This window comes from Paenibacillus oceani (genome assembly GCF_014705615.1).
In the GTDB taxonomy this organism is placed as follows: Bacteria; Bacillota; Bacilli; order Paenibacillales; family NBRC-103111; genus Paenibacillus_AB; species Paenibacillus_AB oceani.
On record NZ_JACXJA010000055.1, the window covers coordinates 1 to 14,931 of the forward strand.

General features: G+C 53.2%; 13 protein-coding genes and 1 rRNA gene. 12 read left to right on the forward strand and 2 right to left on the reverse strand.

Annotated features, from left to right (window positions below; all coding sequences use genetic code 11):
* Positions 1-87 (forward strand): 5S ribosomal RNA (gene rrf / locus IDH45_RS30080); the annotation flags it as partial.
* A gap of 626 nt (positions 88-713) precedes the next feature.
* Entirely contained in the window at positions 714-1,922 is a 1,209-nt protein-coding gene (locus IDH45_RS30085) for a hypothetical protein (protein ID WP_190931854.1), read from the forward strand.
* 24 nt (positions 1,923-1,946) lie between these two features.
* On the opposite strand, the gene IDH45_RS30090 is transcribed toward IDH45_RS30085, so the two are convergent.
* On the reverse strand, positions 1,947-3,203 hold the full coding sequence (locus tag IDH45_RS30090) for a mannosyltransferase family protein (protein ID WP_190931855.1): 1,257 nt from the start codon (positions 3,201-3,203) through the stop codon (positions 1,947-1,949).
* 431 nt (positions 3,204-3,634) lie between these two features.
* Between IDH45_RS30090 and IDH45_RS30095 the strand changes: the two genes are divergently transcribed.
* The 7 genes from IDH45_RS30095 to pssA all read left to right on the forward strand — a co-directional run bounded on the left by IDH45_RS30095 (position 3,635) and on the right by pssA (position 11,820).
* Positions 3,635-4,096 (forward strand): CtsR family transcriptional regulator, encoded by a 462-nt coding sequence (locus IDH45_RS30095; RefSeq protein WP_190931856.1) that lies wholly within the window; start codon positions 3,635-3,637, stop codon positions 4,094-4,096.
* Between the two features lie 44 nt (positions 4,097-4,140).
* Positions 4,141-4,662 carry a UvrB/UvrC motif-containing protein gene (locus IDH45_RS30100; RefSeq protein WP_190931857.1) on the forward strand — a complete coding sequence of 174 codons (522 nt, stop codon included), beginning with the start codon at positions 4,141-4,143 and terminating at the stop codon, positions 4,660-4,662.
* 62 nt (positions 4,663-4,724) lie between these two features.
* On the forward strand, positions 4,725-5,747 hold the full coding sequence (locus tag IDH45_RS30105; protein ID WP_190931924.1) for a protein arginine kinase: 1,023 nt from the start codon (positions 4,725-4,727) through the stop codon (positions 5,745-5,747).
* Between the two features lie 98 nt (positions 5,748-5,845).
* Positions 5,846-8,269 carry an ATP-dependent protease ATP-binding subunit ClpC gene (gene clpC / locus IDH45_RS30110; protein ID WP_190931858.1) on the forward strand — a complete coding sequence of 808 codons (2,424 nt, stop codon included), beginning with the start codon at positions 5,846-5,848 and terminating at the stop codon, positions 8,267-8,269.
* Positions 8,270-8,492: 223 nt separating this feature from the next.
* Positions 8,493-9,860, forward strand: coding sequence for a DNA repair protein RadA (gene radA, locus IDH45_RS30115; protein WP_190931859.1), 1,368 nt, complete (start codon positions 8,493-8,495; stop codon positions 9,858-9,860).
* 25 nt (positions 9,861-9,885) lie between these two features.
* Complete coding sequence (gene disA / locus IDH45_RS30120; protein ID WP_317891315.1) at positions 9,886-10,962, forward strand: DNA integrity scanning diadenylate cyclase DisA; 1,077 nt, start codon at positions 9,886-9,888, stop codon at positions 10,960-10,962.
* Between the two features lie 99 nt (positions 10,963-11,061).
* Entirely contained in the window at positions 11,062-11,820 is a 759-nt protein-coding gene (gene pssA, locus IDH45_RS30125; RefSeq protein WP_190931860.1) for a CDP-diacylglycerol--serine O-phosphatidyltransferase, read from the forward strand.
* Between the two features lie 111 nt (positions 11,821-11,931).
* Here pssA and IDH45_RS30130 read toward each other — a convergent pair whose 3' ends face one another.
* Positions 11,932-12,327 (reverse strand): DUF1573 domain-containing protein, encoded by a 396-nt coding sequence (locus IDH45_RS30130; RefSeq protein ID WP_190931861.1) that lies wholly within the window; start codon positions 12,325-12,327, stop codon positions 11,932-11,934.
* Positions 12,328-12,593: 266 nt separating this feature from the next.
* Between IDH45_RS30130 and IDH45_RS30135 the strand changes: the two genes are divergently transcribed.
* Genes IDH45_RS30135 through ispF form a run of 3 tightly spaced genes read left to right on the forward strand, consistent with a single transcriptional unit; the run spans position 12,594 to position 14,929 of the window.
* A complete protein-coding gene (locus IDH45_RS30135) occupies positions 12,594-13,682 on the forward strand; it encodes a PIN/TRAM domain-containing protein (protein ID WP_190931862.1) in 1,089 nt (362 codons plus the stop codon).
* 60 nt (positions 13,683-13,742) lie between these two features.
* The gene (ispD, locus tag IDH45_RS30140) at positions 13,743-14,450 is read left to right on the forward strand and encodes a 2-C-methyl-D-erythritol 4-phosphate cytidylyltransferase (protein WP_190931863.1); all 708 of its coding nucleotides are present in this window, start codon (positions 13,743-13,745) and stop codon (positions 14,448-14,450) included.
* A complete protein-coding gene (gene ispF, locus IDH45_RS30145) occupies positions 14,447-14,929 on the forward strand; it encodes a 2-C-methyl-D-erythritol 2,4-cyclodiphosphate synthase (protein WP_190931864.1) in 483 nt (160 codons plus the stop codon). The genes ispD and ispF overlap by 4 nt, the downstream gene beginning before the upstream one ends.
* Positions 14,930-14,931: the final 2 nt, after the last annotated feature.

Below are 14,931 nucleotides of genomic sequence, written 5' to 3' on the forward strand. Positions count from 1 at the left end.
GTTCCCATCCCGAACACGACCGTTAAGCCCTCCAGCGCCGATGGTACTTGGACCGCAGGGTCCTGGGAGAGTAGGACGTTGCCAAGCGGCAAAAGCCTTTAAAGGTTTTACACCTTGAAGGCTTTTTTTGTTTATGCGGAGGCATGCTCTTCTACGCCAATCGATGCGAGGGAGCCCGGGAGACTCCTACGATTTCTTCGGCAGAGACGATTCAACCCATTCAGGAAGAAACCGGCGCTACCCCATCATGGATGGTTTCGATACAAGGTTTAATTCAACGACTCATTTCGCCATTTTCAAACTACCGTAAAACCTCATCGGCTATACCCTCGCTTCCTCTATCAAACAGCGTCATTCGCTCCAGGCTGCCCACATGCAGGTACACGATAAAAATTTCCAAACAGCACGTAACTTTTTGTATCGCCATGCAGTCTTTTATATGGGTAGAATCTGTGACTCGGTACCTGCTTGAAAATACGATAGACACCCCTTACAGAGGAGTACGAACAATGAACCGGTTCTTACCCGAAAGGTATGGAAGCATCCCCCAAGAGAAGCCATCCAGTAAAGCCGCTGAGATCCAGCTTGCTGTACCGCAATCAAATCATCCCCGGCGGGTATCCAATTCCGCCTTCTCCATACGCGAATCTAGATGGATTTCGTTAATGGGTCTAGCCGTTATAATCCTTTTGTTGGTTTATGGCTGGGCGCAAATGACGACAGACGGTAAAAATCGCCGGGAGCCTTCACCGGTACTGTCCCCCGTCCAATTAACGAGCAATGAGAAGCATGACCCGGATGAGGATAGGATGGAAAATGCGGCCGACATCCGCCTCGTCAAAAGCGCCCGTGAAGTAGGAAAAGGACCTGTGTCCCGAATCGACACGACGATAGGCGGTATCCGGCTTGGCGATACGCAGGAACAAGTACGGGCCATGCTGGGTGAACCGACGGAGCGTTCCCAGGCGGGAGGTACGCCCTATCCCCAGTGGTATTATCGCGATCAGGACATGTATGTTCTGTTTTATCGCACGGGCGAGAATGAAGTTCCGGGAGGGGCCGTCTCGATCCGCATCCACGAACGCTCGCCTTCCGTGCTGAGCGACAGACGAACCGCGCCGAAGCTGGCGATCGGAGATAACCTGGAACAACTGCTGAAGGTATACCGCCCGGTAGACGGCACTTCTGCTGAAGGAACGGTAAGGAACTTTTGGATCAGGGGCTCTGAACAGACAGGAAGCGGATTTTACAAACCGGTTGTACAGATTAGGATGAAAGAAGGGCGGGTCGTAAGCATTGGGCTGGAGAACGAAGACGAGGACCCGAATCCGGGGAAGCGGGGGCTGCTGATTACAGAAAAAACGCCTCGCGCTCGCGCCGAGGGGGATTCCCGCTACGGTCGATTGGTCGTGCTGCCTGACGAGACAGAGCATATTGAGCCGCTGGGCTCCTACTCGTGCTTGGGAAGGGAGAGCGATTACCGGTTTGAGGCCTCGTATCGCGCTTATTTTCTTCCTGACGGAGGAGGGCAAACGTCGTTGTCTGCCGAGCCGATTCCGTCGCTGGTTTATCCTTCTTTGGAACCGATTCCGCTGGGGGTATTGGAATTCGATGATTTTGAAGGCTTTTACTTGATCCCGGCTTATGCCGATTGTCATGGAGTGTCCTTTTATATGTATGGGGTTGATGAAGAAGGGGCGTTTCCGTTCCGGTTCGAGCTGAACGATGGCAATACTTCGAATACGTTTTACGTGCTCCCCTCCACCAAACCGATCGTGGAGAATAACTACCTGATTACGTACGGCGGAGGGGGAGGCGGGCACGACGGTTATTTGCGGTATACGTTCAAGCCCGATCTGCAATCACAGACGATGATCTTGGTGCATACGGAAGCAGTTGGGGACGGGGAGCCGTTTGAATAGTCTCCCGCTCCAGACAGCTTGAGTCTAAGCCATAAACGAATATCCGTTGAAAAATCCGATCGTCGTAATGACATTGAGACAGGCAAAGAGGATTTGATAGGCGAACAGCACATTTTCCCGATTCGCAGTAAGTTTGACCAGATACAGATAAAACGGAATACATACCATCATGTACCGGACGACGCTGGCCAAGTACCAGGGCTGGCTCGAAAACGGAATAACGATCAGCAAAGCGCCGTATACCCATAACAGCAGACGATGAGGTTGCCGGATCATGTTCTTCCCATTAACGCCCAGGTACGTCAAATACACGATAAACACGGCGGTAGATACCACGAAAGCGATGAGACCGTTGTCCCAGCCGCCCGGCGCCATAAAGTAAGGCTTCTCAAAGTAATTCGCGTAATTGGTAAACGGGGCGGCGGTGTACCGGTACCAGCTCAAGCTTTGTTCGTGGAACGGGGCCAGGAAATCGCCGGTCAAGTATTTCATATACAACAAGTACAAGCCCATTGGCACTAAAGAGAGCAGGGCGTACAGCACCGGCTTGATGTACCGTTTCGTCAACGGAAATCCTTCATGCAGGACGACGGTTCCAACTACGAAAAATAAGTTGATAAAGCCGGGAACCCGGGTGACGGTAGATAAACTTGCCGCCAAAAAGGCAAGAGCATACCGCTTGTCCGTTGCATAATAAATAGAAGCCGCAGACAGAAGGAGAAATAAGCTTTCCGTATAAGGCAGCGAGTAAAATACGGATGTTGGATACAGCAGCATCAAAATCAAGACCGTTCGCGCCTGTCGTTCGTTCAGGCCGTGTTTGAGGCTAAGGGCGTACACGTAAATGAGACTTAGGCAAAACAGCAGATTCGAAAGCAGCATGCCCAATATAGCCGAATCGACTTTAGCAAATAACCCGACAATCGCTCCCGATGCATAAAGAAGCAGAGGAAATAACGGGAAGAAAACCCAGTTCGCAGGCGGATGCGGCTCGTCTATGGGATACTTGTCGTAGCCTTGGGTTGCAATTTTCAAATAGAGATAACTGTCAAACGTGGCGATATGCGACAACTTAAATCCTTCCGTCTCCTTCAACAGATGTGGAAGTTTCATTGCCGTTTCGTGAATAACGCCCGGGGCCTGGTTCTCGTATACAGCCGGCTCGGTGTAGGAGGCGAATAAGTTGATGCCTATGTATCCGGTGAAGGCTAAAGCAGCCCGGCTTATAATAACAAGTAAGAAGATCGATATAATCGCCTTTCGGGTCAATCCGGTTTCCATGATGATTAGGCTCCTTTCCTGCTTCCTTACTCCTGTTCGCTCTGTTCGAAACCCCGCTGCCAGTCTATATTATACCATTGAGCCCGATTGAGGCCGAATTTCCCAAGTGAAGATTTGGTTAATGCATGGAAAAAAAGCATCAATTGGAGCGTTCTTCAACGGTATTTATGTATATACTTATAATCAGAAACGGGAATGAAGCGATCGACACCGCAGCCCCGCTAATCCGCTGGCGCGAACTAAGCCTTCGTCAATTTGACGTATGCATCGAATGGTTTTCTAATAGTATTTGTAATCCGGATACTTGGCAAACGTGGGAAAACCGTATATAATGTTGTTAAAGTCAAAGAAAGTCAAAGTCAATGAGACGAAACTTTCAGACTTTTCAGTTTTGGCTTCGACTGCACAACTTTCATTTGGAGGTTCTTTAGATGCGTAATGTCTCTGATATCATCGAACAATATCTGAAGAACATTTTGCAGCAAAGCCCGGATGGAGTCGTGGAGCTGCAGCGGAGCGAGCTGGCCGAACGGTTCCAATGCGTTCCTTCGCAGATCAACTACGTGATTAGTACCCGGTTTACGCTTGAGAAGGGGTACGTGGTCGAGAGCAAGAGGGGCGGCGGAGGATATATCCGCATACAGAAGGTGGAGCTGCCGTCCAAGGAAGCGATCCATGCGCACATTTTTCGCACAGTGGGCATTCAGATCGATCAAGCTTCCGCCGAAGGCATCGTATACCAGTTGGAGGAAGGCTGTTTCATTACGGCCAGGGAGGCGGACATGCTGAAGGCTGCCGTATCCCGGGACGTGCTGAATTTGAAGCTTCCGCTGCGCGACGAGGTTCGGGCAAGGCTGCTTAAGGCCATGCTGATCACTTTGCTTAGCAAATAAAGAACCATTCGGTTTGATACGGCGATACCAAAGGAGGGACTCCTGTGCTCTGCCAAGAATGTAATAAGAGACCGGCAACGCTGCATTTTACGAAAATTGTGAATGGGGAAAAAACCGAATTTCACATCTGCGAATCGTGCGCCCGGGAAAAAGGCGAGCTGATTCCGGGAACGCCAAATGGCTTCTCCATCCATAATCTGCTGTCAGGACTGCTCGATTTCGATCCCGCTCAGGCAATCGGGGCCAAGCAGCAGCACCAGCTACGCTGTGAGCAATGCGGACTGACGTACAGCCAGTTCAGTAAAATCGGACGTTTTGGATGCAGCTCCTGCTACGAGCAATTTTCCGGCAGGCTGGACCCGTTGTTCAAGAGAGTGCACGGCAACACGGTACATGTAGGCAAAGTGCCTAAGCGCACCGGAGGCCTGATTCAATATAAGCGGGAAATCGACAAGCTGAAGCAAGAGATGCAGATGAGCATTACCCGCGAAGAATTCGAGCAAGCGGCCAAGATCCGGGATCAGATCCGCGAACTCGAGACGAAGCTTAACGGTTCAAACGTGTAGGGACAAGGAGGCATACCATCGTGGATCGGACGAATATATTCGAGAATGCGCTCAGCGATTGGATGAAGGGAAGAGGCCCGGAATCGGACGTGGTCATCAGTACCCGAATCCGGCTCGCCCGCAACTTGCGTTCCCTCCCTTTCCCGATGCTGGCGACCAACCAGCAATCCGGGGAGGTGCTGGAGAAGATCGTACGCGTTCTGGACAGCGACGAGCTTAGTACGGTAAGCGGATTTGCTCTATACAAGCTGGATTCGCTCGATGAGCTTCAGAAACGGGTGCTGGTGGAAAAACATCTGATCAGTCCCGCGCTGGCGGACGAATCGCGTAACGGCGCCGTGATGATTAACGATAACGAATCGGTCAGCATTATGATCAATGAAGAAGATCATCTGCGGATTCAATGTCTCAGCCCAGGCTTCCAGATTCGCGAGGCTTGGGATCTGGCCAATCAGATCGACGATATTTTCGAGTCGGAGGTCGACTACGCTTTTGACGAGCAGCGAGGATTTTTGACAAGCTGTCCGACGAACGTAGGTACCGGCATTCGCGCATCCGTGATGATGCATTTGCCCGCGCTTGTGCTCACCCAGCAGATGAACCGGATTTTGCAGGCAATCAATCAGGTGGGGCTTGCGGTACGGGGACTGTACGGCGAGGGCAGCGAGGCAATCGGCAACCTTTTTCAGATCTCCAACCAGATTACGCTGGGACAGTCGGAGCAAGAAATTATCGACAATCTGTACGGAGTCGCAAAGCAGATCATCGAGCATGAACGGGCGGCCCGCCAGAAGCTGCTGGCTGAATCGCGCATGCGTATATCCGACCGGGTGAACCGTTCTTACGGCATCTTGTCCTATGCTTCCATTATGGATTCCAAGGAGGCCGCACAGCGGTTGTCAGACGTTCGGCTTGGTGTCGACCTCGGGTTGCTTGCGCATGTATCGCCGAATATACTGAACGAGTTAATGGTGATGACTCAGCCCGGATTTTTGCAGCAATACGCCGGGGCAAAGTTATCGGCCGATGACCGGGATGTTCGCAGGGCGGAATTGATCCGCGATAAAATTACCGGCTCGGAATGAATCGTTCAAGTATACGGTGTTTAATAAAGAATAGCGAAGTTTAATGTTCCTATCCGTTTCGTACATGTTTCCTATAGAATCCGTTGGAGGTGCTTTCCATGATGTTTGGGAGATTTACTGAACGCGCTCAAAAGGTGCTCGCTCTCGCTCAAGAAGAAGCGGTAAGACTGGGCCACAACAACATCGGCACGGAGCATATTTTGCTCGGCCTGATCCGTGAAGGAGAAGGCATCGCCGCCAAGGCGCTCGTCGCTTTGGGTCTGAGTCTGGAGAAAATTCAGGATGAAGTGGAGTCCTTGATCGGCAGAGGACAGGAGCAGCCGAGCAGTATCGCCTACACGCCGCGAGCCAAGAAGGTAATCGAGCTGTCTATGGACGAAGCGCGCAAATTGGGTCATACGTATGTGGGCACCGAACATATCCTGCTCGGTCTCATCCGTGAAGGAGAAGGCGTAGCGGCACGCGTGCTGAACAATCTCGGCGTCAGCCTGAATAAGGCGCGCCAGCAAGTGCTCCAGCTGCTGGGCAGCAGCGAGGCCGTTTCATCAAGCCATTCGACGGCGGTGAACGTTAATACGCCGACCCTGGACGGCCTGGCCCGCGATTTGACGGCATATGCCAAAGAAGGCAACCTGGATCCGGTCATCGGACGTAGCAAAGAAATCGAGCGCGTGATCCAAGTGCTTAGCCGCCGGACCAAAAACAACCCGGTACTGATCGGGGAGCCCGGCGTCGGGAAAACGGCGATTGCAGAAGGGCTCGCCCAAAAAATCATCAATAACGAAATTCCTGAGACGCTGCGCGATAAGCGCGTGATGACGCTGGATATGGGGTCGGTCGTAGCCGGCACGAAATATCGCGGCGAATTCGAAGACCGGTTGAAAAAAATTATGGATGAAATTCGTGCGGCCGGCAACATTATCCTGTTCATTGACGAGCTGCATACGCTAATCGGAGCAGGCGGTGCCGAGGGAGCGATCGATGCCTCCAATATTTTGAAGCCGGCTCTGGCTAGAGGCGAGCTGCAATGCATCGGGGCGACCACGTTGGACGAATACCGCAAATATATCGAGAAAGACGCAGCCTTGGAGCGCAGATTCCAGCCGATCACGGTCGATCAGCCTACGCCGGAGGAAGCGATTCAGATCTTGCACGGGCTGCGCGACCGCTATGAGGCGCATCATCGCGTGAAAATTACGGATGAAGCGATCGAGCAGGCGGTGAAGCTGTCCGACCGTTACATTACCGACCGGTTCCTGCCGGATAAAGCGATCGACCTGATCGACGAAGCCAGCTCAAAAGTGCGGCTTCGCTCGTACACCGTACCGCCGAACTTGAAGCAGCTGGAAGTTCAGCTGGAGAACGTCCGTAAGGAAAAAGACGCGGCGGTGCAAAGCCAGGAGTTCGAGAAAGCGGCCTCGCTCCGCGATACCGAACAGAAAATGCGCGACGAGCTCGATTTGACCAAAAACGAGTGGAAAGAAAAGCAAGGGCGCACCGATTCCGAAGTGACTCCTGAAGATATCGCTCAGGTGGTAGGCAGCTGGACCGGTATTCCGGTCAGCAAGCTGGCGGAAGAGGAAACCGAGCGGCTGCTCAAGATGGAGAGCATCCTGCACAACCGCGTGATCGGCCAGGAAGAAGCGGTTAAGGCGGTCAGCCGGGCGATCCGCCGCGCCAGAGCCGGGCTTAAAGATCCCAAGCGTCCGATGGGCTCCTTCATTTTCCTGGGTCCGACCGGAGTAGGTAAAACCGAGCTGGCCCGTGCGCTTGCGGAGTCGCTGTTCGGTGATGAGAATGCGGTGATCCGCATCGATATGTCCGAATATATGGAGAAGCACTCGACTTCCCGCCTCGTCGGAGCGCCTCCGGGATATGTCGGCTATGAAGAAGGCGGCCAACTGACCGAGAAAGTGCGCCGCAAGCCGTACTCGGTCGTCCTGCTTGACGAGATAGAGAAGGCGCATCCGGAAGTATTCAACATCTTGCTGCAAGTGCTGGAAGACGGCCGCTTGACCGACTCCAAAGGACGTACGGTTGACTTCCGCAATACGCTGATCATCATGACGTCGAACGTCGGGGCTGAAATGATTAAGAAAAACTCGACGCTCGGCTTCATGGCGGCAGCAGATAGCGGACGCGATTACTCGAACATGAAGGACAAAGTGATGGGCGAGTTGAAGAAAAGCTTCCGTCCGGAGTTCTTGAACCGGATCGATGAGATCATCGTGTTCCATTCGCTCGAAGAATCGCATATCGCCGAGATTGTCAGCCTGATGTCCGACGAGCTGGCCAAGCGGCTGCGCGAGCAGGAAGTGGAATTTACGCTCACGGATAAAGGCAAGGCGTTTCTCGCCAAGGAAGGATTCGACCCGACCTACGGCGCGAGACCGCTGCGCAGAGCGATCCAGAAGCATATCGAGGACCGTCTGTCCGAAGAGCTGCTGAAAGGCAACATCGCCAAAGGCGATTCGCTGACGATCGACGAAGTAGATGGGGAACTAGTCGTCCAGAAACACTAACGACAAATCCGACCCCAAATCAAACCTAAGCAATCCGATTATCGGCAGTGCCCGTAAGGGGCTCCTGCTTCCCTGGGCTGGGGAAGCAGGGGCTCTTTATTGCGTCTGGCGAGCTATAAGGCGGTAATCCACAACGGCTGAAAGGAATTGATGAAAGCAGGGTTTTCATTGGTTCCTGGTAATGGTACACTTTGGATAATATGAGGCAGTGAGGGGATGAATAATGTCGAAAACGAAAACGAAATTTTGCTGCCAGGAATGCGGAACCGAATCCCCGAAATGGCTTGGCAAATGTCCCGGCTGTAACTCCTGGAACACGATGGTGGAAGAAATCGAGATCACCGGAAAAGCAAAAGGATTCCAGTCCTCGCTGACCCAGACGAAAGAAAAGGCGACCTCGATCATACATATAGAAAGTAGCCACGAAAAGCGGATTTTGACGGAAATGAACGAGCTCAACCGGGTGCTCGGTGGAGGTGTCGTTCCCGGTTCGCTCATTCTGGTCGGGGGCGACCCCGGAATCGGGAAGTCGACGCTGCTGCTGCAGACTTCGAACCAGCTGGCCGCCATGGGGCTCAAGGTGCTGTATATATCCGGAGAGGAATCGACCCGGCAGATCAAGCTCCGGGCGGATCGTCTGGGAGCTTTGTCGGAACATTTGTTCGTGTTATGCGAAACGAATGTGGAGATGATCGGAGAAGCGATCGAGAACGTACAGCCCGATTTTATGGTTGTCGACTCGATCCAGACCGTGTTCCATCCGACCGTGACGTCAGCTCCGGGCAGCGTTGCGCAAGTTCGGGAATGCACCGGGCACTTTATGCGAATAGCTAAAATAAGAGGAATCGCTACCGTCCTGGTCGGTCATGTGACTAAGGAAGGGGCGATCGCGGGCCCCCGGCTGCTCGAACATATGGTCGACAGCGTGCTTTATTTCGAAGGGGAGCGCCACCATTCGTACCGGCTGCTGCGGGCGGTCAAAAACCGGTTCGGATCGACGAACGAGATGGGTATTTTCGAGATGGTCGAGACCGGCCTGCGTGAAGTGACCAATCCGTCCGAACTGTTTTTGTCCGAACGGCCTCTCGGCGTATCCGGTTCCACTGTCGTGGCCAGTATGGAAGGGACGCGTCCTGTGCTCGTCGAGCTGCAGGCGCTCGTCTCCAGCACGAACTTTCCGAGCCCGCGCCGGATGTCCGCGGGTATTGATCATAACCGGCTCTCTCTGATTATCGCTGTATTGGAGAAGCGGGTAGGTATGTTTCTGCAAAATCAGGACGTTTACTTGAACCTGGCCGGTGGCGTCAAGCTGGATGAGCCTGCGGTTGATCTGGCTGCTGCGGTGGCGATCGCCTCCAGCTTCCGGGACCGTCCCACCCAGCCGTACGACGTCGTGTTCGGCGAGATCGGCCTGACCGGGGAGGTTCGGGGCGTTTCGCGGATCGACCAGCGGGTGAAAGAGGCGCAAAAGCTCGGCTTCAAGCGGGTTATTATGCCACGCAAGAGCATGAAGGGCTGGACGCCTCCCCAAGGGCTGGAAATTATAGGCGTGGATACGGTGTCCGAAGCTTTGAAGGCGGCACTGGAATGAACGGGTGCGATAGGGGGTTACTGAGGTGAAGGAAGACACGAAGCGGGACGTCATGACGCAAATTTTGCAGCTGGTCGCTCCCGGCACTCCGTTCCGCGAGGGACTTGAGAACGTGCTCCGGGCGAAGACCGGGGCTTTGCTTGTCGTCGGGTACAGTCCGGAAGTGATGGAGATTGTGGACGGCGGCTTTTCGATCAACTGCGATTTTTCCCCGAACTATTTATACGAGCTGGCCAAAATGGACGGTGCGATTATCCTGAGCGAGGATATCAAACGCATTCTGTATGCCAACACGCAGCTTATACCGGATTCGTCCATTCCTTCGATCGAGACCGGGATTCGCCACCGGACGGCCGAGAGGGTTGCGAAGCAGACGGGCAAACTGGTTGTCTCGATTTCCCAGCGGCGGAACGTGATCACCGTCTATCAGGGGAATCTCCGGTATTCGCTGAAAGATATCGGCGTCATTCTGACGAAGGCGAACCAGGCGATTCAAACTTTGGAGAAATATAAAACGGTGCTCGATCAGGCGTTCACCAACTTGGGTGCGTCCGAGTTCGAGGAGCTTGTCACGCTGCATGAGGTAGCGAACGTTATCCAGCGGTTGGAGATGGTACTTCGCGTTAAAAACGAAATCAAAAGGTATATCAACGAGCTGGGCACCGAAGGGCGGCTGATCAGCATGCAGCTGGAAGAGCTGGTCGGTAATACCGACGCCGAGGCGCTGCTGCTGATCAAAGATTACTGCCGCGAAAACACGGAAGAAAAGGTGCGCGAGATATCGGCTACGCTCAAGAGGATGAGCTCCGAGGAGCTTCTCGACCAACAGCATATAATCCGGCTGCTCGGTTACCCCTATACCAATACGATGATGGAGGAGACGGTATCTCCCAGAGGGTACCGGATGCTGCATAAGCTGCCTCGGCTGCCGGCTGTCATTATCCATAATTTGGTGGAACGGTTTGAGCGGCTGCCCCACATGGTTATGGCCACCATCGAGGAGCTGGACGAGGTGGACGGGATCGGAGAAGTACGCGCTCGGGCTATCAAGGAAGGGCTGAAGCGGATCCAAGAGCAATTGTTCATTGACAGACATATCTAAATTGCCTACAATCAGAAGATAGGTTCGCGATCCCCAAGGGGCTTGCAGCATGCTCTGCGAACGATTGGGGCATAGTATGATTTAGAGGTGGAGCCTTTCATGATAAGAAATTCGATTCCCAGCATGTTTACGGTAGGTAATCTGTTTCTGGGGATTATCGCAATTATTTTGGCGTTTAATTCGGGTGCGGATAACAGCAATGCGGAACTGGCCGCTATTTTTGTTATCGTAGCCATGCTTCTGGACGGTTTGGACGGACGTGTGGCGCGCGCGTTAAATGCTCAAAGCGAGTTTGGCAAAGAGCTGGATTCGTTGTCAGATGTCATTTCGTTCGGCGTTGCGCCGGCTTTTATTATGTACGTCGTTGCTTTTCAACAGATGGAGACTTCAGCTTTGGCGTGGATCGTCACCGCGATCTTCCCGATCTGCGGAGCGCTGCGTCTGGCCCGCTTTAATGTCGTATCCAGCATGCCCGGCTACTTTATCGGGTTGCCCATTCCGGCCGCAGGCAGCATTCTTAGCACGCTTGCACTGTTCCACAACGAAATTCCGTCGGCCGTACTGCTTGCGAGCACACTGGTATTGTCGTTCCTGATGGTGAGCACCGTCAAGTACCCGAACTTCAAAAAGGTAGGCATTCCCAAAACCGCTATATGGCTGACGCCGATCATTGTCGCAGGTGCTGTCGCGCTTGCCGTGATTTATCCGGGACTTCTGTCGAAGCTTATTTTTATCCCGCTGGTTATCTACGCCTTGTACGGACTGAACGGTCTAAAAAAAAACGCTAGAAGGTTATTCCGCCGCCGCAAGCGGATGAAGAACATGGACGAACCGACGAAAAACGAAACGCACGGGTAACTATCCCGTTCGCTTACAGAAGACCATATCGAAGAAAAAAAGCATTTATTTTCCGGATCACCGAGAAAATAAATGCTTTTTTTGTTGCACAGTGGCGGGAAGTAACTGCTGTCAGGACAAATTAAACAACCCGAGCGTGGAGCATTTTTTCGATTCCTTGTCGAGGATGTCGTCCAAATCCAGCTCCAGCAAATTGCATAAGGCCGACAAATAGAACAGTTGCTTGCCAAGCTGTACCGTAATGGCATCGGCGCAGTTCTCACACAGCTCGCCGTTAATATGGGTCTGGATGAGAGCCTTCGCATCTTCAAGCGACAGGTCCTCGGGATAAGGTTGTTTGTTGGCTTGCAGTGTGATGCATCCGCATTCGGTGACGGACTTGATGACACTGCGATTAACGGATGCGCTTGACTGCTGCGATTTGGACAGGACGTCCAGTACACTTCGGTGACGGAGTAGCAATTCGGATACTTGCTCTTGAAACTGCTTTAATGTTAAGCCGCTCATTCCATTCACCCCGAGTTTCCATAATATCACTAAGGTTCATTATAAAAGAAACATAAACAAAGTTCAATTTGTACCCGAAAGTTACCGGGACGGCAGGATGCGCGGAATTAGGAAGAGCCCCCCAACTGCCTAGCCTTTCTCTATACGGGAGGCCATAAAGCAGATTCGTTTGGACAAATATACCAATCATTCCGTATAGCGCCGCCCAAATTGGATCATAATTGGTAATGGGAAACATGAATTGGAATTTGGAGGTGAAACCAGGTATGACGAAACAACGGCTTCAACTACTATTGACCGTGATCGGAGGGTTACTTGGATATCGGTGGAATGAAGCGATCGGGCAATTTTTGTTAGGTATTGGAAGTCCTTTGTTCGGAATTGAACAATTACGGGGCCAGCCGTACTGGTCGGCAGCCATCGGCGCTCTTCTGATTCTCGGGCTGTCCGGCTGGTTGCTGGGGTCCGGAGCGTCGCGCATGCAGAGCTGGGAAGACCGCTTGGCCAATGCGCCGTCGCTTGAACTGCTGTCAGGGATAACCGGACTTATTCTCGGATTGGTCATCTCCGTGCTGCTCGTTCCGGTATTGACCGGAGCAGGATGGGTCGGCACAGTGGCCGCTTGGGCGCTTACCGGAGTGCTTGGCGTATACGGATTTCGCATCGGGTACAAAAAGCGGGAAGATTTAGTTCATTTCATGTCGTCTTTGTTCGGAGATAAGAAGAAAAAGGGCGGCCCGCAAAAGGACGAGCACAAAATATTGGACACGAGCGTCATTATTGACGGCCGTATCGCCGACATTTGCAAAACCGGATTTATTGAAGGAACGCTGGTTATCCCGGAATTCGTATTGGAGGAGCTTCAGCATATCGCCGATTCGTCGGACTTGCTCAAGCGCAACCGCGGGCGGCGCGGCCTGGATATTTTGAACAAAATCCAGAAAGAGCTGGACGTAAAGGTACTTATCTACGAAGGCGACTTCGAGGAAATATCCGAAGTGGACAGCAAGCTGGTGCGGCTGGCCAAAGCTCTTCAGGGCAAAGTGATCACCAATGACTTCAACCTGAACAAAGTATGCGAGCTGCAGGGCGTGTCGGTGCTTAATATTAACGATCTGGCCAATGCGGTCAAGCCGGTCGTGCTGCCCGGGGAAGAAATTATGGTGCAGGTGATTAAAGACGGCAAGGAGCACGGACAAGGCGTCGCTTATTTGGACGACGGCACGATGATCGTGGTGGAAGGCGGCAGAGACTACATCGGGGCTACGATTGAGGTGCTCGTGACGAGTGTGCTGCAAACCTCCGCGGGCCGGATGATCTTTGCCAAGCCGAAACTGTTGGAAAAAGCGCTGTAAAACGATTATGATAGGAATGGGAAGTATCGATCATTACGTAAACAGCGGGGTAGGGAGATCATGATAAGGTGCGGCGTCGTCGTGGTGGCGGCGGGAAGAGGGACCCGGATGGGCACCTCGGAGAGCAAACAGTTTTTGCAGCTTCGCGGCAAGCCGATTCTCGTGTATACGCTGGAACTGTTCCAGCGGATGCCTCTCGTCGAATCGATCGTGCTGGTGACGGGAGCGGACGAGATCGCAAGATGCGAAGCGTACGTTCGCGACTATTCGCTTGCGAAGGTGTGCGCCGTCGTAGCGGGCGGATCGGAGCGCCAGCATTCGGTGCGGATCGGCATGGACAAGCTGCCGGCTGGCATTGACGTGGCGGCGGTTCATGACGGGGTTCGTCCTTTCGTGACCGAAGCCGAAGCCGAGCGATGCTTACATAAAGGGTATGAGGCCGGAGGAGCGGTGTTGGCGGTGCCGGTCAAAGATACGATAAAAGTCGTCGGATCGTCCGGAAGGATCGAATCTACGCCGGATCGGAAGAGCTTGTGGGCGGTGCAGACCCCACAGGCTTTTCGTCTTGATCTGCTGCGGGAAGCCCATCGGCAGGCGGAACGCGACGGCTTCGTGGGCACCGACGATGCGATGCTGCTGGAGCGGCTCGGTCACGAGGTGTACGTTGTCGAGGGCGCCTACACGAACATTAAGATTACGACGCCCGACGATTTGATATGGGCGGAACGACTGCTGCAACAACAAATGGAGAGGACGGATCGTTCATGATACGGATCGGACAAGGCTTTGACGTGCATCAACTGGTGGAAGGGCGCAAGTGCATCATCGGTGGAATCGATATCCCTTACCAGAAAGGGCTGCTTGGTCATTCGGACGCCGACGTTCTGCTGCATGCGATTAGCGATGCGATTTTGGGAGCGCTCGGGCAAGGGGATATCGGCAAACATTTTCCCGATACCGACCCGGCTTATCTCGATGCGGACAGTGTAAAGCTGCTGGAACACGTCTGGGAAATCGCGAAGTCGATGGGCTATCGTCTCGGCAACATCGATTCCACGATTATCGCCCAGAAGCCGAAGATGGCGCCATACATTCCGCAGATGGTCGAGCTGATCGCCCGTGTGCTGGAAGCCGACCCGTCCCAGGTCAACGTCAAGGCGACGACGACGGAGAAGCTCGGGTTTACGGGCCGTGGGGAAGGCGTTGCGGCACAATCGGTAGTTTGTTTGCAGAAGGCTGCACTTTAACC